At 41.3% G+C, this 20,135-nt stretch carries 31 protein-coding genes; 11 read left to right on the top strand and 20 right to left on the bottom strand.

Annotation, left to right across the window (positions count from 1 at the left end; genetic code table 11):
- Positions 1-14: 14 nt before the first annotated feature.
- The 12 genes from SporoP37_RS00285 to SporoP37_RS00235 all read right to left on the bottom strand — a co-directional run bounded on the left by SporoP37_RS00285 (position 15) and on the right by SporoP37_RS00235 (position 7,342).
- The gene (locus SporoP37_RS00285; protein ID WP_085429897.1) at positions 15-716 is read right to left on the bottom strand and encodes an MBL fold metallo-hydrolase; all 702 of its coding nucleotides are present in this window, start codon (positions 714-716) and stop codon (positions 15-17) included.
- Positions 716-1,456, bottom strand: a complete 741-nt coding sequence (gene bet / locus SporoP37_RS00280) for a phage recombination protein Bet (RefSeq protein WP_085429896.1) — start codon at positions 1,454-1,456, stop codon at positions 716-718. Before bet ends, SporoP37_RS00285 begins: the two co-directional genes overlap by 1 nt.
- A gap of 16 nt (positions 1,457-1,472) precedes the next feature.
- Complete coding sequence (locus SporoP37_RS00275) at positions 1,473-2,087, bottom strand: HNH endonuclease (RefSeq protein WP_085429895.1); 615 nt, start codon at positions 2,085-2,087, stop codon at positions 1,473-1,475.
- Positions 2,047-4,044 carry an AAA family ATPase gene (locus tag SporoP37_RS00270; RefSeq protein ID WP_085429894.1) on the bottom strand — a complete coding sequence of 666 codons (1,998 nt, stop codon included), beginning with the start codon at positions 4,042-4,044 and terminating at the stop codon, positions 2,047-2,049. Before SporoP37_RS00270 ends, SporoP37_RS00275 begins: the two co-directional genes overlap by 41 nt.
- Positions 4,044-4,343, bottom strand: coding sequence for a hypothetical protein (locus SporoP37_RS00265; protein ID WP_085429893.1), 300 nt, complete (start codon positions 4,341-4,343; stop codon positions 4,044-4,046). The genes SporoP37_RS00270 and SporoP37_RS00265 overlap by 1 nt, the downstream gene beginning before the upstream one ends.
- 96 nt (positions 4,344-4,439) lie before the next feature.
- Positions 4,440-4,592, bottom strand: a complete 153-nt coding sequence (locus SporoP37_RS17180) for a hypothetical protein (protein WP_198160038.1) — start codon at positions 4,590-4,592, stop codon at positions 4,440-4,442.
- A complete protein-coding gene (locus SporoP37_RS00260; RefSeq protein ID WP_085429892.1) occupies positions 4,593-4,772 on the bottom strand; it encodes a hypothetical protein in 180 nt (59 codons plus the stop codon).
- A gap of 307 nt (positions 4,773-5,079) precedes the next feature.
- On the bottom strand, positions 5,080-5,358 hold the full coding sequence (locus tag SporoP37_RS00255) for a hypothetical protein (protein ID WP_085429891.1): 279 nt from the start codon (positions 5,356-5,358) through the stop codon (positions 5,080-5,082).
- Positions 5,359-5,367: 9 nt separating this feature from the next.
- Positions 5,368-5,643, bottom strand: coding sequence for a helix-turn-helix domain-containing protein (locus SporoP37_RS00250; RefSeq protein ID WP_198160037.1), 276 nt, complete (start codon positions 5,641-5,643; stop codon positions 5,368-5,370).
- A 158-nt stretch (positions 5,644-5,801) separates the two neighbouring features.
- Positions 5,802-6,569 carry a phage antirepressor gene (locus SporoP37_RS00245; protein ID WP_085429889.1) on the bottom strand — a complete coding sequence of 256 codons (768 nt, stop codon included), beginning with the start codon at positions 6,567-6,569 and terminating at the stop codon, positions 5,802-5,804.
- 208 nt (positions 6,570-6,777) lie between these two features.
- Positions 6,778-7,038, bottom strand: a complete 261-nt coding sequence (locus SporoP37_RS00240) for a helix-turn-helix transcriptional regulator (protein WP_158233570.1) — start codon at positions 7,036-7,038, stop codon at positions 6,778-6,780.
- Between the two features lie 13 nt (positions 7,039-7,051).
- Positions 7,052-7,342 carry a helix-turn-helix domain-containing protein gene (locus SporoP37_RS00235; protein ID WP_085429887.1) on the bottom strand — a complete coding sequence of 97 codons (291 nt, stop codon included), beginning with the start codon at positions 7,340-7,342 and terminating at the stop codon, positions 7,052-7,054.
- 67 nt (positions 7,343-7,409) lie between these two features.
- On the opposite strand from SporoP37_RS00235, the gene SporoP37_RS17345 reads away from it, so the two are divergent.
- On the top strand, positions 7,410-7,652 hold the full coding sequence (locus tag SporoP37_RS17345) for a hypothetical protein (RefSeq protein WP_085429886.1): 243 nt from the start codon (positions 7,410-7,412) through the stop codon (positions 7,650-7,652).
- Here SporoP37_RS17345 and SporoP37_RS00225 read toward each other — a convergent pair.
- Positions 7,618-7,815 (bottom strand): hypothetical protein, encoded by a 198-nt coding sequence (locus tag SporoP37_RS00225; RefSeq protein ID WP_085429885.1) that lies wholly within the window; start codon positions 7,813-7,815, stop codon positions 7,618-7,620. The two genes, SporoP37_RS17345 and SporoP37_RS00225, sit on opposite strands and share 35 nt — an antisense overlap.
- Before the next feature lie 72 nt (positions 7,816-7,887).
- On the opposite strand from SporoP37_RS00225, the gene SporoP37_RS00220 reads away from it, so the two are divergent.
- Positions 7,888-8,121, top strand: coding sequence for a hypothetical protein (locus tag SporoP37_RS00220; protein ID WP_085429884.1), 234 nt, complete (start codon positions 7,888-7,890; stop codon positions 8,119-8,121).
- Here the strand turns inward: SporoP37_RS00220 and SporoP37_RS00215 are convergent, their stop codons facing one another.
- On the bottom strand, positions 8,122-8,331 hold the full coding sequence (locus SporoP37_RS00215) for a hypothetical protein (RefSeq protein ID WP_085429883.1): 210 nt from the start codon (positions 8,329-8,331) through the stop codon (positions 8,122-8,124).
- Positions 8,332-8,343: 12 nt separating this feature from the next.
- On the bottom strand, positions 8,344-8,589 hold the full coding sequence (locus tag SporoP37_RS00210; RefSeq protein WP_085429882.1) for a helix-turn-helix transcriptional regulator: 246 nt from the start codon (positions 8,587-8,589) through the stop codon (positions 8,344-8,346).
- Between the two features lie 154 nt (positions 8,590-8,743).
- On the opposite strand from SporoP37_RS00210, the gene SporoP37_RS00205 reads away from it, so the two are divergent.
- The 7 genes from SporoP37_RS00205 to SporoP37_RS00175 all read left to right on the top strand — a co-directional run bounded on the left by SporoP37_RS00205 (position 8,744) and on the right by SporoP37_RS00175 (position 14,104).
- Positions 8,744-9,406: a helix-turn-helix domain-containing protein gene (locus tag SporoP37_RS00205; protein WP_232329781.1), complete on the top strand. Its 663-nt coding sequence runs from the start codon at positions 8,744-8,746 to the stop codon at positions 9,404-9,406.
- A gap of 16 nt (positions 9,407-9,422) precedes the next feature.
- Positions 9,423-9,806, top strand: a complete 384-nt coding sequence (locus tag SporoP37_RS00200) for a hypothetical protein (RefSeq protein ID WP_085429881.1) — start codon at positions 9,423-9,425, stop codon at positions 9,804-9,806.
- A gap of 99 nt (positions 9,807-9,905) precedes the next feature.
- The gene (locus SporoP37_RS00195) at positions 9,906-10,601 is read left to right on the top strand and encodes a hypothetical protein (protein ID WP_085429880.1); all 696 of its coding nucleotides are present in this window, start codon (positions 9,906-9,908) and stop codon (positions 10,599-10,601) included.
- 13 nt (positions 10,602-10,614) lie between these two features.
- A complete protein-coding gene (locus SporoP37_RS00190; protein ID WP_158233569.1) occupies positions 10,615-11,193 on the top strand; it encodes an ImmA/IrrE family metallo-endopeptidase in 579 nt (192 codons plus the stop codon).
- A 64-nt stretch (positions 11,194-11,257) separates the two neighbouring features.
- Entirely contained in the window at positions 11,258-12,199 is a 942-nt protein-coding gene (locus tag SporoP37_RS00185) for a hypothetical protein (protein WP_085429878.1), read from the top strand.
- Between the two features lie 21 nt (positions 12,200-12,220).
- Positions 12,221-12,874 (top strand): hypothetical protein, encoded by a 654-nt coding sequence (locus tag SporoP37_RS00180; RefSeq protein WP_085429877.1) that lies wholly within the window; start codon positions 12,221-12,223, stop codon positions 12,872-12,874.
- Between the two features lie 192 nt (positions 12,875-13,066).
- A complete protein-coding gene (locus SporoP37_RS00175; protein ID WP_158233568.1) occupies positions 13,067-14,104 on the top strand; it encodes a tyrosine-type recombinase/integrase in 1,038 nt (345 codons plus the stop codon).
- 49 nt (positions 14,105-14,153) lie between these two features.
- On the opposite strand, the gene SporoP37_RS16735 is transcribed toward SporoP37_RS00175, so the two are convergent.
- From SporoP37_RS16735 to comGA, 3 genes are read right to left on the bottom strand one after another with little or no spacing between them, the layout of a single operon-like run.
- A complete protein-coding gene (locus SporoP37_RS16735; RefSeq protein WP_143565445.1) occupies positions 14,154-14,255 on the bottom strand; it encodes a prepilin-type N-terminal cleavage/methylation domain-containing protein in 102 nt (33 codons plus the stop codon).
- A gap of 15 nt (positions 14,256-14,270) precedes the next feature.
- Positions 14,271-15,323, bottom strand: coding sequence for a competence type IV pilus assembly protein ComGB (gene comGB, locus SporoP37_RS00170; RefSeq protein WP_158233567.1), 1,053 nt, complete (start codon positions 15,321-15,323; stop codon positions 14,271-14,273).
- Positions 15,310-16,314, bottom strand: a complete 1,005-nt coding sequence (gene comGA, locus SporoP37_RS00165; protein WP_081241865.1) for a competence type IV pilus ATPase ComGA — start codon at positions 16,312-16,314, stop codon at positions 15,310-15,312. Before comGA ends, comGB begins: the two co-directional genes overlap by 14 nt.
- 343 nt (positions 16,315-16,657) lie before the next feature.
- Between comGA and SporoP37_RS00160 the strand changes: the two genes are divergently transcribed.
- Positions 16,658-16,900 (top strand): DUF2626 domain-containing protein, encoded by a 243-nt coding sequence (locus SporoP37_RS00160; protein ID WP_081241864.1) that lies wholly within the window; start codon positions 16,658-16,660, stop codon positions 16,898-16,900.
- Between the two features lie 61 nt (positions 16,901-16,961).
- Here the strand turns inward: SporoP37_RS00160 and SporoP37_RS00155 are convergent, their stop codons facing one another.
- Positions 16,962-17,597 (bottom strand): MBL fold metallo-hydrolase, encoded by a 636-nt coding sequence (locus SporoP37_RS00155; protein WP_085429874.1) that lies wholly within the window; start codon positions 17,595-17,597, stop codon positions 16,962-16,964.
- A 158-nt stretch (positions 17,598-17,755) separates the two neighbouring features.
- Between SporoP37_RS00155 and SporoP37_RS00150 the strand changes: the two genes are divergently transcribed.
- Complete coding sequence (locus SporoP37_RS00150) at positions 17,756-17,938, top strand: DUF2759 domain-containing protein (protein WP_081241862.1); 183 nt, start codon at positions 17,756-17,758, stop codon at positions 17,936-17,938.
- 271 nt (positions 17,939-18,209) lie between these two features.
- Here SporoP37_RS00150 and SporoP37_RS00145 read toward each other — a convergent pair whose 3' ends face one another.
- The gene (locus SporoP37_RS00145; RefSeq protein ID WP_081241861.1) at positions 18,210-20,102 is read right to left on the bottom strand and encodes an LTA synthase family protein; all 1,893 of its coding nucleotides are present in this window, start codon (positions 20,100-20,102) and stop codon (positions 18,210-18,212) included.
- Positions 20,103-20,135 lie beyond the last annotated feature (33 nt).

The raw sequence follows: 20,135 nt of genomic DNA, 5'->3' as shown, positions 1-20,135 counted from the left end.
ATGTCCTCCTTTTATTACGGCACGTATACTAACTTTCCAGTTGCTGCTTGTACCGCTTTTTTAAATTCTTCTTCGTTTGAATTACTATCCGACAAGTGCAGCAGATGAATCTCCTGAACTAGTGATAGATCGTTAGCATCCAAAAATTCCAATACATTTTCTAAACTGAAGTGCGACTGCATAACACGCTTTTTTAAAAACTCTGGCGTCCGTCCTGAATTAACGTTTTCAGAAAGAATTTTGTAAGAATAATTACACTCAATCATCAAGTGAGTCAGTCCGGAAAACTTGTACTTGATATAGTAGGTATCTGTCGCAAATAACAGCTTGTCACCTTCCTGATTAGCAATTAAGAAGCCGAATGGCTCTGCTGCATCGTGCTGGACATCAAATGGTAATACAGTCCACGTACCGACTCTGAATGTCTCTTTGCATGTGACAGGCCGTATACGGTGATGCTGAATGCCAATAGCGTCCGCTGTGCCTTGCGACATGTAAATGTCTAGCCCGCGGTCTGCGACGTCCTGTACCGCCTTGCAGTGGTCTTTGTGTTCGTGTGATACCAATACGCCTGCGATATTGCTAGTCTCAAAGTTTAGCGCCCGCTGGATCTGCTTAAAGTTGATGCCGCACTCCAAGAGGAGCGAGGAGCTGCCGTCCGTAATGTGATAGCAATTCCCCGTGCTGCCTGTTGCGAGTGTTGTAATCTCAATCATTAGAAGCCAGGTCCGTTCGATGTGACCGGCTCTGGTTCGTATGCAGGCTGTTCAAGCACTTCTTTTTCAGATTCAATGATTTCGCCAGTTTCACGATTGACTGGAATGTCTAATACTTCTGTGTTTGCATATTGCTTAATCTCTTCCTGCACATGCTGTGTGACGTCTTTAGGCTCCGTCTGTGTTAGTGCATCATCTTCTGTATAAAGCGCTCCTAGCGTGTCAGGGAACGCCTCACGTTGCGCGTTGACAATTGCCGATTTGCGGATCATGTTTAACGGCATCGCTTTCCAAGTAGCTTGGCCTTTTGAAAACTCGTCCAAGCTGATTCTTGTTGTGATTGGTTTCTTTCGGTCTGATCGGTAAATTTTGGCCCATCCACCAATTAACTTGTCCTCGGTTAACTTGACAGCACCTTCAACTTCTACCAGTTCTCCTTTTCGCTCGACAATGATGCCTGCTTCAAAACCTTCATATTTCGGGTGGTTCTCGGCACGTTTCATAAACGCTTCTTTCGATACGATGATCTGTGCTGGCTGTGAGCCGAATTTGATTAAGTACGCTTCGTTTAGGAATGGATTCAGTTTCTGGAATTTACAAAGGTTCATGAACATCACAAGTTCCTGATCAGATACATCTCCATTACCTCGTACCAGATAGTCCTTCACCATTGCCCCTGATAACTTCACCGTCTCACCGTTTACTTCAAACTGCATAGGTTTTTCCATTAGTCCAGTCATATTAAATAGCCTCCTGTTATTTGTTTTTTCTTCTGAATTCTCCGAAGTAGTGTATTTCAGCTGCTTTCCTAGCGCCCTCTGCTTCTGTTAATGACTCGAAATAACCTAAGTGCTTATCTCTGCCGTCTACATGTATTCTTGCTCTCCACCTGCATTTAACTTTGCAGAAATTCACCCCCGTACAACCAGAAGTGTTGTCGATTCTTGTTTTTTGATTCATAATATTTTGCTGGTGCGTACACTCTCGTAAGTTCGCTCTTTTGTTATTCAATGTATCGCCATCGATATGATCAACAAGCGTTTTCTCTGCAGGTTTAACAATCAATCTATGGAGAAACATTTGCTCTTTTCTATTCAAACGAGTCATTGCATAGCCTGAACTGCTCAGGTACCACTTATGTTTCTTGACTTTGATAAGATCTTCTAAATCAACAACCGCCCTACCCACCTCGATTCCGTGAGTATCGCAAAGCACTATCTCTGCATAATCATTGAATTCAAAGACTTGATTAGGGCTGAGTCTATTAAAATTGGTGATTTCGCCCCTGCGATCTATCTGGCTCCAATGCTTCGAGCAAAAACCTTTTGCTTTATGAGGTTTTCCGCAGTTCTCCACTTTGCATATCTTCATCGCCAATAACCTCCACTCGCAACTCTTTATCTCCTCCGCTCACAACCAACTGAATCATCTGCGTGTCTATATTTAGCAACTTAACTACCGACTCGCTATTATCGATCCAGATGGGGGCTTTAATTCCGTAATGCTCAGATAGAGTAGATATGATATCTAAACCTACGTTGATTCGAGCCGCATTGTTCAGGCCACTTGAAAATGGAATACCTTCAAAAGTAGTTTCACAAATCTCTTGAAGACCGCCATTCACTTGTTGGGCAAACAACTTAAATCGCGCATACTTGAATTTGCCGTTGATCTTGCTTTCCAGTAGTTCAACTTTCGAACGGATGAATTGCTCTGTCAGATAAAGTTCACGTTCTAAGTTTTCAAACTCAGTAGCCAGTTCTTTCTGTTGTTCTTCGAGTTCAGCAATTCGCTTTTGGGACACTTCCGCTTGTTCGTTCTTTGCAAGCTGTCCGTTCAATTCAGAGCGTTTCGTCTTAAATGCAGATACTTCTTTCTCGATTTCGGCAACAGCTTCATTGGCATTTGCCTCGAGAGATTTGATTTCTTCCTGGACTGCGCTCATTTCAGTTACTTTGTCAGTGTATTTAGGGTTCGTTCGAGCATTCTTCACTTCATCACGTAGTTCGTTCAATTGGATCGTGAGCTTGTTGATTGTCTCTTCTTTCTTAGCGATATCATCTTTCAGTTGACTGCCAACCTTTTCGGCTTCTACTATGCGCTGCTGCGTTTTTTCTTTGTCTGCCGCTATTGCTTTACCTGTCGTTTGAATATGCTCCAATTTGGCAGATTTTTTTGTATTAAATTCCGCTACCGCCTTGTCTCTAGCCGCTGTCAGTTGCTCTTCTGGTAAGGCTTGGCCGCATGTCGGACACTCACACGCTTCTTTATGTTCAAACTGTTTAGCGTTCTCTGTCGCGAAGTCTTCTCGTAAAGCGACCAACTTCTTGTCGAACTCGACCACATCCGCTTGTCCTACTTGAATCTGATGCTTCGCGTCGTCTAGTTTCCGCTGCATGATCGCCTGATTAGATTTTTCTTCCTGGATCTTCGCCTGAACCTGATAACCTTTTTCAGTCGCTTCCGACTCCAGTTCACGCTTGATGGACTCAAGATCCATTTCAATCTGTTGTAAATCGTTCTTTTTATTCGTAACGGCTGAACCGTTTTTGATGTTGTTGATTTGAGTAGATGCCACGTCAATCTCTTTTTCTACTTTCGCGATTTCTATTTCTATAGAAGAGACATCGATTTTAATGTCCGGCATTGAGTTAGTTAGTTCGTCAATTCGAACCGGAATACGATCCAACTCTTTATTGATTTCAGCGCGTTTTGCCGCAATGACTTTACGATGATCTTCGATAGTTCGGCCTTTCAGGATGGCCGGTAAGTCTTTCAGTTCGCTGTTGAATGCCAGGACATCTTCCAGTTCCACATCGCCACACACTTCGAGTAGAGTAGTTCTGCGATCTTGCCATTTGACTTGTTCATTGAAATAAAGTGGATTAGTGAGAAGTTTAAACACTTCCTCTTTTACAATGGATCCGACTTTTTCTTCATACTCTTTCTTTTTAACTGGGACCGAGTCGATGTAGTACAGCGTTTCATGACCGGTAAACTCGGCCATTGGTGCACCGCGTTTCTTTGTCCATCTTTCCTTATAAATCTTACGGATTGCCAGCGGTACATTGTCGATCGTGAATGTTGCAGCGACTTCGTGTTCCAAGTTGTTGATCTCATGGCCATCTTCCAGTGTCTTGATAGCGAAATCCGTTTTGTTGTTACTGTCTTTGTTGAAAAGCAACCATAAGAAACCATCGAATATGGACGTCTTCCCTGTCGCATTATCGCCATACACTTTCAAGTCGTTGCCGGCAGCATCTAATTCTAGCGACTTGATACCCTTAAAGTTCTTCAGTGTCAGATTGAGTAATTTAATATTTTTCATCATTTTTCCTCCTGCCCTATATTCCATCTATCCCGTAAGTAAAGTAGATGATCAATGTATTCTTCTGCATTTTGGCAATCGACTATATCCAACAAAGCCAAGGGTGAACCGCTGAACAAAATACTTCTATTTCGAAAAAACTTTTCGTTTTCAAGTTTTATTTTAGATTTGTTTTCGGTTGTAATAATGCTTAGTTTCCCTTCGTCCAAACATAACGAGAAGCGTTGTCTGGATGGAAATTTCACGCCGATTTGATTCACTCTATTTACAAGAAAATCTCTATCCGTTTTCGTTTCCAATACATTCTCCTCCTTGTGATATTCGGGATTCCGCGCTATAATAGCGCCAAGTAGTTTTATATGGAATCCCGAACTCGCTGCTACCAACAGCGGGTTTTATTTTTGTTCATTTTCCTTTTCAACTTCCCACTTCATCATCTCTTCGTGACAATCATTGCAAGTCATCGGATAACCAACATCTTCACCCATGAACTCGCCGCACATTTGACAGACGACACCGCTTAAAGCCATTTCAACATACTCGCCCAATCAGATCGCCTCCTCAAAACGAATGATTTCCGCGTCTTTACGAATTGCATATACTTTCAAGCGATCGCCGTAATTGTCGTAATACGTTTGAGCTGCATCTAACACACTGTCTTCAAATGTCATCACGTAGACCGAATCGATTTCTTGCATAAACACTATTTCCCACTGGTACGTCGTCATTTTCTTCACGCTCCTTTCTAAGTTGATGGCCTGCGTCCGCCCATAAGGTGCCGATCATGAATGCAACGACTGGAAGCAAGCACGCGATCAATAACAAATGTCCGTATTCCGTCATGTCATCAACTCCTTTCCGTGATGGATGTGAATCCCATCAATAAGGCCAGGTCTGTGAGATTCCAATTCACAGCGGAAATTATCCAATGGCTAACCAACCAACCTGACCTTATTGATAGGAGCCAAAGCTCCTAATCTGTGGTATACTGAAAGTACATAAATTTTAGCTTTTGCCGATTTGACGTTGGACGCGTCAGTCGGCTTTTTTGTGCGTAAATTGCATAGCTTGTGCATTGATTCCTTGCGCGATTAACTTGGCTGCCAGTGCTTGTGTATCGACTTCCATCCGTTTCATGTGCTGCAACACTCGTACTTGCTTAAACATTTCTAGCAACGTCTCCGCACGGAATACTGCTTCTTCCATGTCGTCTGTCCAGTTACATAACTCCAATGCTTCAATTTGGTGCATGGCCATCTTCTTTAAATCGGCCGCTCTTTCAATATCTGCTCTACGATAATTTGTTAGTTTCATAGTATCCTCCTAAAATAAGTGAATGATGCCCGCCACCATCGTGCTCATCGTGTTAATGATGTCCGGCAGTGTGTTGAGTATTTCCGTCCCGTATAGAAAGGCAATGCCTAAATCGATCGCCTGCGTCTGCACCGTCCAGTTCCGGAAGATGTCAAGTGCCGGGTACTTCTCGCCCCGCTCGATCTTCGATACATCTGACTGGTTGATGTTCAGTGCGAAGGCCAGTTCCTCTTGCTTCATACCGTGATCCTTCCGGCATTGCCTCAAAAATTTCCCGATGTCCATTGGCTCACCCCCTCCCATATTCCAATCTGGAATATATTCTGCTGCGGAATGTGAAACCGCTCTAGGGTGTCGTATTCTTGTAGTAGACCCACTCGCAATCCTCGTGTTACGCTTCGTAAGCAACCTCCTAATCTAGTGGAGCAAACCCCTCCGCTCCGCTAGATCACATCTTTCAAACTTAGAAACTTATTGATAAAGTACACTTGTCCTTTTCCAGTCACCTTTGTTGTTCTGGTGATTCGCACGCTGCCATCCGGATTGTTGATGGTCCGCTCTTTCACTTCAAACCAACCTCGTTCCATTGCATACTGAGTTGGCTCGTTGTAATGTGATCCACTTTTCCCAAGAAACTCGTTTTCTCTTAACCACTTAAACAATCGATTTTGACCAACGCGGAAACCGTTCTGTGTGATTAATTTTGCAAGTTGTCCAATTAGAATGGATGTTTCACTTGTCTCCACTGCTTCAGCAAATCGCACTTTCGGTTGTTGCTGCTGAATTCGCAATTCGGCCTGCTGGCGTTTCAGTCTTTCTTCTTTCAAGTCGGTCGCCAGTCGGATTAATGTGTCTGGATCGGAAAGGACTTGTTCGACCGTTTCCGGTGTTAAGTAGCCGCCATGCTTTCTTATAGAAGGAATGACTTCGCTGGTAATCCATTTTCTGAACTTCTTCGCTTCCGGCTTTCGACTTTCAAGGACCACATCGTATAGGCCGTCCTCGTTTATGAATGTTGCTTGTTGTGTTCTTCCTATCGAGTCTTGGATGGGGTGATTTGAAATCACGTCATCGTCTAACCGCCTTTTAACACCTGCCACTTGCTCCAACCCCAAAATAGAGCAAACATCCTTCAGTAAGAAAAGTGGGTTTGATTCTTCGCCAGCGATTCGCAACTCTTGACCTTCAAATAATTTCGTTATTTGATTCATCTTCATTCCTCCTTCACTTAGTAATTTCTATTATGACTTTTCGACCCTTTTCCACTTTTGGTTAAAATTGTTTCTATTTGTTTTGCTGTGCTATTCTCATTAACACTAATTTGTGAAAATATTACATTTTGTTTGTCTGTGGTTTTCTCTGTGCTTATGATATATTGCATATCTGGAAATTTCCCAGTAAGGCTTGTCAAGTACTTTTTTATAAATCGGGAAATAATATTTCAAAAGGCTGTTGAAAATAACTTTCTAAACCTAATGAGATATCGAGCCCTGGTTTTACCCTCCCCAGTTCCAAGTGTGAAATTGTCGTTGTTGAACATCCTAACTTCTTGGCTAATTGTGTTTGAGTTAGTCCCGCCCTCTTTCTTTCTGCAATCAGACGCTCGCGTTTAGTACCCTTTAGATTCCTGTACTCCATCGAAATTGAATTCGATCGCTTTGAATTTCTTTTATGTGCCATAGCTGATTCCTCCTCATCCACTAAAGTTATAAACCAAATCATAATTACTTCGGTTCTTAATCCATTGCAACAGTTGATCCGTCACGACCTTAGCATGCCCGAAATCATTAGTGACGGGAAACCCTTGAATCTTTGCCGCTCTGTGAATCGTCGTCTGGCTTACGCCCAATAGCTCGGCTGTCTCTTTCAATGAAAGCAAGATTGGTAGTTGACGATCTCGCAAGGCTTCGCTTACGGCTTGTTTGACAGTTGCGCTAATCAATTCGTTTAGCTGCGCTTGAGTGGTCACTACTACTTCTGACATTTTTAGCTCCTCCTTTTTTCTCGCTCTCCCCATCTGCTACACTTGTAATAGATGGGAGGTGAATATAATGGCTACGAACGTTTACGCTTGCTTGTGCGGCGATTGGGTAAACCTAAACGATGATCCCGATTGTAAAATGGGTGGGAATTTATCGTCTCCCTCTACCTGGTGGGAAGAAGGTGCGGAGATATGGAGTCCTATCAATAGAGAGAAAAAAGATACTTTGTATGAACTTGATTACATCTGGATTCATTACAAAGGAAAGGACTACCGAATCAATCCGATGTATCTCCAAATCGTCGAATCCTGAATTCAACTTCTAAGTTGTGTTGCAGTTGCGAAGTGTCGCCAAGCTCCACCTTGGCGGCCTCGTGGCTGAACATCATGTCTACTTGCTGCTTGATCCTCGACCATTCGGAATGCTTTATGCCTTTCAGTAAGCTAACTAGATTTTGAATTGTTTGTTGGTTCATCTTCATTCCTCCTATCCGACTTCTTTTTGTGCTCCCGTCTGGTAAACTATTGCTAGATGGGAGGTGGAACTAATGAATAAAGAAAACATTTGTCATGATTTAGCGATTTCTCTTGTTAATGCGAAGTATGACAAAACTGCATTAAGTAGACTTTCCGGTCATGAGCCAGTTTTGAAAACTTACATCGAGATTTACCGCGAATTACTTGAAAGTTATGAAGATGTAATAGCGTCTGTTGATTCAGATGAAGCTAGACAAAAAGAATCAATCGCCGCCCTCATCGCCGCTGCTGAAGACAAGGAATAACTAATCTTTCACTACTGTTTCGGAATCGATGACTTCTTTGGCCCAATCCAAAAGATCTTTCGCTTCCGAAACAGTAAATTGGTATTTTTTGATTTCGCTTATGATAATCGCAACTACCTCTTTCTTTGATGCGTATTTCAGCTCTTTTAGAGTTGCTGGTGCATATTTTCTTATTAATGATTTTTGGACTTCAGAAAAGTTTTTCTCCATGGATATTACCTCCTACCCGACCTCTTTTTTATTTTTGATAACTTTTTTATCATTCGTAGCTAAAAAAATATCCGGAAACAAATCTCTCATACTTACACCGAAAAAACTTTCATATTTAAGCATAGTTGGCAAACCCGCATTGACATTACCCTTCTCAATCTTTCTTACATACACGGCCGAGATACCAAGAGCGTCAGCGAGTTGTTGTTGAGTTAGTTTATTCTTCAACCGTAATTTTCGGAGTAGTTTTCGCTCCATTTATGACACCACCTTTTTGATAACTTTTTTATCACTAAATCTAATATACATGATAACTTTTTTATCGTCAAGTATTATTGAAAAATATTTTATCATTGATACATTTTTTATCGCATATTAGTTACAATGGAGGTAGAAAGAGGTGCACGTAACCATGGAAGACAATAAAATTCTCGGCAAAAGAATGAAATTGTTACGCGGCAATAAAACTCAAGAAGAGATGTCAAAGCTGCTCGGCCTTTCAAGGGCAAGCTATTCACACTATGAAAATAACCGTGTGGAGCCTGATACGGAAATGCTGAAAAAGATAGCAGATATTCACAACGTCACCGTTGACTATCTTTTAGGAAGAACTTCGAGTACAACACATAGAGAAGTAAATCAAAAAAACTATAAAATACCCTTTCATAGAGCAGCGCAAATAACTGAAATTCTTAATCAAAAACGTATATCCGCTTCAGAATTCAGGAGAGCACTAGGCATGTCAGAGGATGACTTTTTCGTTTTTCGTGGAGGTAACGATTTTAAAATCACAGAAAAACAAGCTAAAGTTATAGAGGATATGTTAGGCATTCCTAAGGAGAATTTAGAAGACGATTCATTTACAGAAACAGTAATGGGTAGAGAAATAACATTATCCGAAGAAGATGTTATCCTATTCAACGAACTGAAAAAATATCCAATCTTGTTTCACGATCTTGCTTCTGATCCAGAACGTAAAGTAAGAGAACTTCTGAAGATGTATAAGATGAAGAAGATGTTTCTGGAGGATAATGAAGAGGAGCTGGGTGATGGGTTTGGAGATTTGGAAGATTAATTAGGGGGTGAATGTCATGATGCTTCTGTTTCTTGCGATTCTAATATTTGTAATTCTATTCGCTAGAGAAATCAAGACCTTCATAGCTTTCTTTGTCTTATACATCATAGGCTTAGCTTTATGGGATTATTGGTGGGGCAAGGCCATAGTAGTTACGTTTATCACGTTATTTATAGCGGGTTTGATATTGCAGGCTTATGAAAAGATTTCAAAAGTACTCGGTCCGAATAAAAAAGCACTTCAAAAGAAAAGAGAAAATGCATTTGAGTATGTTATGACCGATTGTTTCGAGGAAATTCATTCTAGTGGAGATATAAAGAGTTATAAAGAATGGTTGAGAAATCCTAAATCTCAACCTCATATAGAAAATTGGTTTCTCGAAAATATTGATGCTTTTTGATTAATTCGCGGTTTCTATAGCCGTGTTTATTTTTATATCTCACATAGTAATATCTCACTAACAAGTAGAGGTGAGACAAATTGATTAGGAGGAACCTATGTGTTAAAAAAAGTCTTGATTACAGCGGCTGGAGGTATGGTAGCCTTATCACTTTCGGCATGCGGAGGTTCACCTGAAGCTACCAAAGATAAGAGCGAAAAAACTAATAAGGATATTGTCGTGTCAAAAAGCGACGAATCTCCAAAAAAAGAAAGTTCGGTTAAAGATGACGAAAATGTTGAGCCAACTCAATTAATCCCTTCAAGTCAAAACGATCAATTGAAAGATTATGTAATGTCTGTAGATAGTCCCTCGGTTGAATTTCAAGAACAGGAAATCAAGATTATTGGTATCGATTTTGGGAAAAAAGGTATTCCGAGTATATTGGGCATAAAAGATGTTTCAGGTGAATATATCGGTAGCTTTTCAGTTCTTAAAGGTATGAATTCCGACGGTAAAAGAGACGCGGAACTCATCTTGTTCCTAGAATTTCATTCTAAAAAAGAAATTGATCCACGATCAGGAATAACGCCTACCATCCCAGATATATCAGTTACTGATGACCGAGGTGATACAGCAAAAGAAATTGCCGCTGTTCCAAACGCAGCTACTGAAACATACTACCGAAAAGAGGGGAATATAATTGCAGCCGTTGGTTTCGCGGTCTATTCTAACGCAAAGTCCTTCACCATAAAACTTAATGGAAATACTTTTCTTGTCAATAATCTTAACTATAGAACAGAGGAAGAATTTTAAAGGTTGTGATTCAATGCAGCTAAGACAACACACCGACTATTGGGAGGAACGGGCTGAAAAGGTCCTCTCCCACTTTCACTATACATATCCAGATGAAATTGATTTATATGACATCTGCTGGCGTTACGGCATGCGCGTGCTGCCGCTAGATGCTCCCTTTATGGAGGAGTTGACCGGCAGCGACCCTATCCCCCGCCTTAAAGCTTTCTCCCTGCCAGAAGAGCGCGGCAGGCGCGGCACGATCTTTCTGAAAGAAGGACTGGACGCGATCGAGAAGAAGCTGCTGCTTGCAGAGGAGTTCTGCCATTTGTATGCACACTACCAGCAGCAATTGAGTGCCGATCAGTACACTATTGGCAAATGTGAGAACCAGGCGAAGCGTATGGCCGCCTATCTGCTGATGCCAGGGCAATTCATTGAAGATGTTTATGCGGACGCTTATGAAGCGCCTGTGGTGATCTCGGACATTGCGGATTACTTTCTGGTGACAGATGAGCTTGCTACTTATCGGATGGAGTTGGAGTTTCAGCGTAAGGTGGATGGGTTTGTTGTGTCGCATGGGAAGTTGGGGACGTTGGAGTGGATCAGATAAGACGAGGCATTGTTATTAAGCAGATATGAATATGATAAAAAGAATTACGAAAGAGGGTTAAGGCATGTCTAAAACAAAAATGCATTCCATTACTGTATATGCTTTTCAAATTGGAACTCCTGTAGTAAATATTGATAACTCCACAATTATCGATAATTATTATGATTCCGATTTTTTTGAAGAATTTTTAAGATTGGTTATAGAGAGTGACGCAAGCAAGCATTTGGACGGAACGAACTACTTTCATCTAGTATCATTACAACAATCTTCTGATGCGGAAATTCTGGAAGGCAAAATTCATACTACAAAGTATGGAACGCTCAGTGAAATTATTGATACTCATACAGATGCTATTGTAAATACATTAGAGCCTCGCCAGGGTGTAAAAAATGAAATTAACTTTGTAATCAATCGTGAAAGTGGTTTGTTTTTAATTCAGAATGACCCTTTCAGAATTTTTTCGCGTAATTTCTTTTTTGATTTTCTGAAAAATCGGGATTACTTAGCAGAAGATTTAGTTACAGAATTTAACGAGAAAAATAGTGCCCATTCACTTTATAAAGAACACATTTTCACATTATTAACAATTCATGACCAAGGGTTCTACGAACAATTAGCAAAAATCCAGAACATTAAATCGGTTTCCGTCAATACAATTGTAGAAAAAGCAGACGTGAATAGCGCTTTATCACATTTCACGAAAAATGATGCATCAAAAGAAGATTATTTGAACAACGTCACCGAAATGACGTATACTTTCAAGAACACAATAAGAAGTAACGGAATAAGCCAGGTGAAGAAGTTTGTACAAAATGCATTAGACTTAGAAAAAATTGACTCTATCTTGGCTAAAGGTAGGGCTGAAGGAAAAGATTTAAAAGCAGAATTTAAAATAAAGCCTCAAAGCTATCCGATAAAAACTACTAAAAATAGCAATGGAATTTTGGATCAGAGCAAGATTATCACTCAAATGGTTGATCTAGCAAAATCTATTAAGCGTAGGTAGGCAAGAGAAGGGAATGAGGAGATGATTAAGCATAAGGTTAAGATAAAAAGAAATAAGACAGAACATAATAAATTCATAAGAAATAATGTGATAAATTACTTAAAGTACTCCACTCCAAGAGAATTGATTTTTGATATTGTGGCTCCACTATTTATAGCTTTAATTGTCGCTACTTTTGCTGCGTATCTAATCCCAACTCCTAGAGATTTCGCGATTGTAATTCAAGATTTAAATAGCATTACGATCACAATTACTGCGATCCTTGCTGGATTTAACACTGCAAGTTTAGCAATTATTGCTTCATCCAGTAGCTTGTCTGAAAACAAAGTCGTTACTAAAGCAATCCCTGAACCTAATTTAAAAGGGTTAAATAAGATAAAAAACTTAATTTTAAATAATCCTACAAAAAAAGAAATAGATGCAGTTATATCTTTTTTTGCATACGCGGTTATCTCTCAATTACTCATTTTAGTAATTAGTTTAATCATTAATGTCTTGCTCACTTCAATGCTAAAGATAGATGTGCTTTTCCCTAACTTGAAAGCATTGTCAAAATACTGGATATTAATATCTTGTTCAACAATTTGGATTTTCTTGATACTACATTCTATATTTCTTTCTATTAGAAATATAGATATGATATCACATTTTGTTAAATACAATTCCAAACAATAACCCAACCTTAATTCGGTTGGGTTAAATCTTAATTAAATTAAGAACGTATATTCTTATTTGGGAGGAGAGAAGAACATGTACTGTCGCAAATTAAACAACGGAAAATGGTCCTGTACCACCGATGCCACTCCTAATCCCCTGACTGGCCAAAGACGTCAAATTACCCGGCGGGGTGCCACAAAAAAAGAAGCCATGCAAAGAGTCCAAGTAGCTGCAGACGAGTTATCAAAGCAACGTCAGCCGCACAAGCTGTTGGTTCAGGAAGTCTATGCGCAATGGATGGAAGTCTACAAAGAAACGGTAAAGCCCTCGTCTGTCAAAACCCGTGTAGTCGCTTTACGGCTGTTTATCGAAAAACACGGTAATCATTTGATCAGCAAGCTGCAGGCGAACGATTTGCAAAAGTTCTTGATTGAACGACGTGATACTGGCATCTCGAAGCATCATATTGCCGGCACTCGTACTGCGTTGAACCTGCTATTTGAGTACGCTGCAAAAAATGATTATATTGAAAAGAACTTGGTGAAAGACACGGTTCTTCCAAAAGCGAACAAAGCATCTACCCCTTTTGTGAACGCAAAGAAGAAGTATCTTGAAAAAGAAGAGATTCAGAACTTCTTGACTGGCGTCAAATCGTCCGGAAGAAGAAATGCATACGCTTTAGCCCTCACCTTGCTTTCTACAGGACTGCGCGTCGGAGAGGCATTAGCACTCACTTGGGATGATATCGACATGGAAACAAGCACGCTGGTCGTCCGCAAGACTTTGTTTGAGAAACCAGCGGATGAAGGCGGCTTCGAATTCATGCCACCAAAAACGGAAGATTCCAATCGGACTGTATCGTTTAACCAGGAACTCGCCGAAGAGCTGAAAAAAATGAAGATCCAGTACAACAAAGAGAAGTTGATCGGTTTACGTGATCCCAAATCAAAATGGTGTAACCTAGTCTTCACCGGACGAAGCCAGCAGCCTGTCCGGTCCGTGACAATTGCCAACGTGTTTAATAAAATGTACAAAGCATACGGTATACCCGATGTCAGCGGCACGCACATTCTTCGACATACGCACATTACGATGCTTGTCGAAGCTGGCGTAGACCTCCCTGTCATTATGGAACGAGTCGGTCACTCAAACATAAACATCACTCTCGATATTTACACTCATGTCACAAAGAAAATGCAGAAGCAGAGTGACGACAAAATCAACGAGTATTTCCGCCAATTTATCTAAAATGAAAATAAATGTGGTTTTTCTGTGGTTTTTCGACTTGCCAAGTCACCTATAAACCCTTGCGAGCGCCGTATTTGCGCTCTTCCCACTCTCCAATGTTTAAGATGATCATCATTTCAATCAGTGTAAATCCTTTTTCATTGGTAAGCACTTCCGTTTCCTCCCTTTATATGCTGTCAATCATCTTATAGACTGGCAGCAGGATAGATAAGTAGGACAATAAAATACACACTGCCAAAATGCCGAATAAAGCAGGCTGTAAAACAGTAATCCATTGATTTACCTTTTCTTCCAGCTGTTCGCTTGTATGTTCACTGTAAAGCAGTAATTCCTTTGGCAGATAGCCTGTATCCGCACCATGTTTCGCGAAATCCGCAAGACGCGGTGACAATCCATCTGTCAGCCGGATTGCCCCGTGCAACGATTCCCCATAGATCACCAGCTCACTCAGCCTTCTTGTCATGACGGAAAGAATCGGATCTTCTGTCTGCTCCGTCAGAACAGCAAGCGCATTTTGCATCGATAAGCCTGACTGCAGCAGACTGCCGAGTTCACTGGCAAAATCTCTTGTTTTCATTTCACTGTAGAATCTTCCTAAGACCGGTGTTTTTAATATATAATGCAAGGTGCGTGAAGCGGTCAGTTTTTTCAGCCATATCCTCAACAGCACAAATACCGCGCAGCCTATGACAGCTAAAGTCAGTAATAAATCTGGTATTAAAGAAACCACTTTTGGCAAAAGCTGCACCATTCCGCCGGTCTCGCTGGCACGCATCACAGACAGCGCTTCGAAATTCGGCAAGAAGAACTGACGGAATGCGACCAATAAAATTAGCAAAAAAGAAAATAACACACTTGGATATGCCAGTAATTTCTGGATCTGCCTCCGTTTATCTGCTGTACGATTGACACGGTCTGCAACTTCTTTTAATGCCCGTATTAAATTACCGTCCACTTCCGCAATAACGATCGGCAGCATGATACTTCTTTCAAACCCCAGATTCTTTAGTATGTGTGACACGCCATAGCCCATTTTCAATTCTGCTTCCACTTGCAGCAGCTTTTCCTCATATTCTTTTGAGTGGTATGGAAGAATCAGTATCAGTCCTTCATGAAATGTATAACCTTCCTGTAATAACACTGACAGACGCTGCAGGAACTCAGCCGGTTTTATCAGTTTTCTGCCCGCAGATGAACGAAGAAGCTTATTCCGTTCCATATAATGCCCCGTCGTACACAGCCTGTTGTGTATCAATTTTTTGATGATCCGGAATAATGACGCGCTGGCCATTCGCAATCGCTTCAGTTGCCGATTGCAAACCCGCTTCCTGTAATATTTCAAAAATCGCTGCTGTGTCTCCCGACTTCTGTGTTACGAGGCGCTGGGCGGAAATTGCGATAATCGTCTGACGCAGCTCCTCCAAATGAATACCGAGATCCAGCAGACGATACAGGCAGCCGACCGTATCTTTTGCGTGAATTGTGCTGAGGACCAAATGTCCTGTCAAAGCAGCTTCCACAGCAATTTTCGCCGTTTCTGCATCCCGTATTTCGCCGATCATGATAACGTCCGGAGAGTGCCGTAATATAGCCTTCAATCCGGCTGAATATGTAATGCCGGAACGTTCATTGACCTGGATCTGCAGCAGATGGCTGTGATTGTTCTCCACAGGATCTTCAAGTGAAATGACATGACGTTTCAGTTCTGTCACGCAGTGGGATGTCAGGGAATAAAGCGTCGTTGTTTTTCCTGAACCTGTCGGGCCTGTCACAAGGAACAGCCCCTGTCTGCATGAAGCCGCCTCCGCCAACTGATGACTCCATTGCGGCTTTATACATAACTGGCTGAGCGGAACGATTTTATCATGTTTTTGTATGCGGATTGCGACACTTTCACGCAGTTGGATGGACGGAATTGTGGAGACACGAAAAGAGAAGCTGCATTCAGAGAATGACCGGTGAAAGGAACCGCTTTGGGGACGGCGCTGTTCGCTGATGTCTAATGAAGATAAAAATTTATAAAATGAGATCAGCCGGCTGCCCAGTGTATGGGGGTATTGCCCAATCTTTGAAAATAGCGAATGTTTGCGTATGGTGACATCATATCCTTCAGCTGTCGGTACGAAATGAATATCCGTCGCTTCGGCATCGATTGCTTTTTCGAGCAATTGCAGACAAGTTTTTTCTATTGGATTCGTTTCAATATCCATAATTCTCTCCTTTCTCCATTCGACAAAAGACCACTTTTTATCTTGGAGTGTAGTATATAACGTAAAGGAATTGTTGAAAAACTGTCTGCATTTGTGTCAATTTAATTTTCCTGCAGAAAACTGCGTCAAAATTCATTTTATCCCGCTCATTCCGCACCAAAAATGAATTTTCATATTATTTTTGATGACAGTTCTGTTATACTGTTAGTAGCTGCTGTCCTTCTTGCCGGTACAAGTACACTCTTTTGTCACAATGTAAAATTGATTGGAGTTTACTTTTAGGCAGGCGTTCTATTATAATGGATAAGAGCTTATTGTAATGTTGTGAAGGAGGGACTCGTAGATGGATAATATGTTCAAACTTTGCGGATTCTGGACAGGTATTTTTGCAGTCATGTTCTATGTAGGTAATATGATTCCGGCTTCTTTACTGCTGGTCGCAAGCACGATTTTCTTTATTCTACTTGGATACTTGAAACTTTCAGAGCGTATGTACGTTTACTTATTCGGAGCATACTTGATGATTTTCATGGTTGGTTTCAGTTACTATTCCATTTTTATTCACGTACCTGGTGGAGGACACTAATCCGTACATACAAAAAACAGCTGCCCCAATGGACAGCTGTTTTTTGTATGGATTATTATAATCAAAATCCATGCAAATACGAGTTTTGATCTTTTTCAATTCCTGGAGTTGTAGCAGGCCCGTGTCCCGGATAAACGATCATTTCATCATCGAGAGTCAGCAGCTGTTCATGAATTGCACTCAGCAGCGTCTCTGTGTCGCCGCCAGGCAAGTCTGTACGGCCGATACTGCCCTGAAACAACGTGTCTCCTACGATTGCGAATCCTTCGTCTTCAAAGATGTAGCACACGCTTCCCGGAGAGTGTCCGGGCACATGACGGGTGCCCATCGTAAACGGGCCTACCTGTAATTGTTTTTCATCCTGCAGCAGCACATCGGCTGGATTGCAGATGACATCCGGCAATACCGGATACTTCGCCGAACCGTTCAGTTCAGGATTTGCCAGCCACTTCTTTTCTGCTACATGCAAATACACCGGAATGTCATACGCATTGCGGACCGTCCCCACCGCTCCGATATGATCAAAGTGTGCATGGGTCAGCAGTATCGCCAGCGGCTTCAATGAAAGCTTCCGCAGCTCGGCAAGCAATAGTTCGCCGTCTTCTCCCGGATCAAATACTAAACAATTCTTTTCACTGTCTTCCACTATGTAACAATTTGTCTGAATAGGACCTAATGGATGTGTATGTATCCTCAATTATCTCACCTCTCTTATTGATTTTAATGAATCATGAGGATTAATTCAAACAATCGTCATTATTTAATCTCGACAAAACGTTTCATTAACAGTACAATAGAGGAGGAATATCGCTTTATGGCATTCATTTTTTCAATGCTGAAAGGAGTGTCTACTCAATGAATTTATTAGTCATCATTTTTGGATTGATTGCAATTTTAGCAGTCTTTGGAACGGTCCAAGCTTTTAAAGAGCGGAATCTATTAAGTATAATTTTCAATGTGGTAACGGTTGTAGTTATCGGAGGCTTTACGATCGCTACTGTTATATATTCAGGATACCCGCCACAGCTACACAAATAAGTTCCAAAAAATAAGGACACCCCTTCACTGGGGATGTCCTTATTTTTTATGCTTTTTGCAATTTGGCGCGGGCAATTTTTATCGCTGCGCAGTAATTAGCTTATATGCAAATTAACATGGAATCTCCTTTCAATATAGACACACTGCCTGTACTGATGGCACCTTGCGTCTCAGCCCCGCCAAGCTGTCTTCCAGCTCGTTGTTCGATTTCCCGCACATATTGTAAGCGCAAAAAAGCTGCACGGCTAAGGCAGCCGTGCAGCTCAGTAACTTATTTACTTTCTTTCATCTCTGGACTGCCTTCCGGTCTTTCTTTAAACCGGAGCAAGTCGCCGTTGATGATAGTATCCGAATAATTTAATTCAGTAGTTGCGCGTTCGATGTAAGGCTGACATTGCTCTTCATCACCAGGCTCTCCTGTTTCGATATCGTAGCATACTTCGTGGGCATAGATATTCTTGTCCGTAATCAGACGTCCGTCACGGAAGATGACGAATGGCTCATGATCAGGTGAGAATAAGTCGGAACCGAATTGCATATCCGCCTTTGTATCAATGCCTAGCAAGTGAAGAATAGTCGGGCGCAAGTCTATCTGTCCGCCAAGCTCGTTCATTTGCTTGCCTTCGCCGTAGCCTGGAATATGAATGAACAATGGAACTTTTTGAAGCTCCGCATTGTCGAATGGAGTAATTTCTTTATCCATATACATGCCCATTGCTTTATTGTGGTTTTCGGAAATGCCGTAATGGTCACCGTACATCACAATAATAGAATCATCGTACAAACCGCTTTCTTTCAGATCATCAAAAAATTCTTTTACCGCTTCATCCATGTATCGGACAGTTTGGAAGTACTTATTTAATGTGTTGGAATTCGATGTATACTCAGGGATCAGCTTATCCTGCTCATCCAAATCAAATGGATGGTGGTTCGTCAGTGTAATCATGCGTGTCGCAAACGGTTTTTGCATATCTTTCATGATATCGACTGACTGATGGAAGTAAGGGATATCTTTCATTCCCCAGTTGACCGCTTCGTCTTCCCCGATAGTATAGCTGTCGACGTCATAAAACTTCTGTACGTCCAGCGCTTTGTACATGATATCACGGTTCCAGAAACTCTTGCTGTTGGCGTGCATAACACTTGTGTAATACCCATTTTTGCCCAGACTTTCACTAAGGGAGTTATACGTGTTGCCGCTGTGCGTAAAGAATACCGCACTGCCGTTACGTCCGTACAATGAGTTCTCTACGATGAACTCGGAATCGGATGTTTTCCCTAGACCTGTCTGGTGATAGAAATTATCAAAGTAGAATGTGTCTTTATCCTTTGTTAATTCGTTCAGGAACGGTGTAATTTCATGTCCGTTCATATCATTATTAATAACAAAGTTCTGTAATGACTCCAATGACACAATGATGACGTTTTTGCCTTTAGCAGCACCGAACATTTTCGGGTCCGGCTGCGCATGATTGGCTTTCACGTAGTTCTCAATTTCCGTCAATTCCGTTCCATCCGCAAATGTACGCTGCGCATGTGACTTAGATTGTACGAATAGATCATATAAGTGATAGTTATACGTACCGATGTTTTTAACAAGTAATTCACGGTCAAAACTTCTTGTCAGTAACTGCGGGCGCTGTGCTTCTGCCATTGCGAGATTGAACATCATTAAGGTAGCTGCTGCCGCGAAGTACACTTTTCGTCCCATTTTACGGTTCGATTCCTGTACCGGCTCCTGTTTAATGAAACGTATAGCCAAAAGAATAATCAAAACATCCGTAAAGAAGAACACATCAAGAATACGCATATTCTCAGTAATGGAAGAACTTAAGTCTGAAAAGTTACTGGTCTGGAACAATAAAGGCAGTGTAATAAAGTCCGTAAAGAAGCGATAGAACACAGCATTGCTGAACATGACGACAGATGTCAGGATACTGACTGTCAGAATATAGCGGTTGCGTGTTTTGGTCTTCTTGATAAATAAAGCCACCCCGTAAACAAACAATAGAAATGCCAGGGGATTAATCAGTAAGATAAATTGTTGCATAGCATTATCGATTTTCATATTGAAACTGGTGAAATACCCGATATAGGTAGTCAGCCAAGTTGCGATTACTGCGATAATGAGTACGGAATGCTTAGGCCATGAAAATTTTCTCATTCCATCTCTTCCTTTCGTTTCGTGTAAATATTG

Origin of the sequence: Sporosarcina sp. P37, from assembly GCF_002109365.1 — a bacterium.
Taxonomy (GTDB): domain Bacteria; phylum Bacillota; class Bacilli; order Bacillales_A; family Planococcaceae; genus Sporosarcina.
This window is presented reverse-complemented; position numbering and strand designations above follow the sequence as displayed.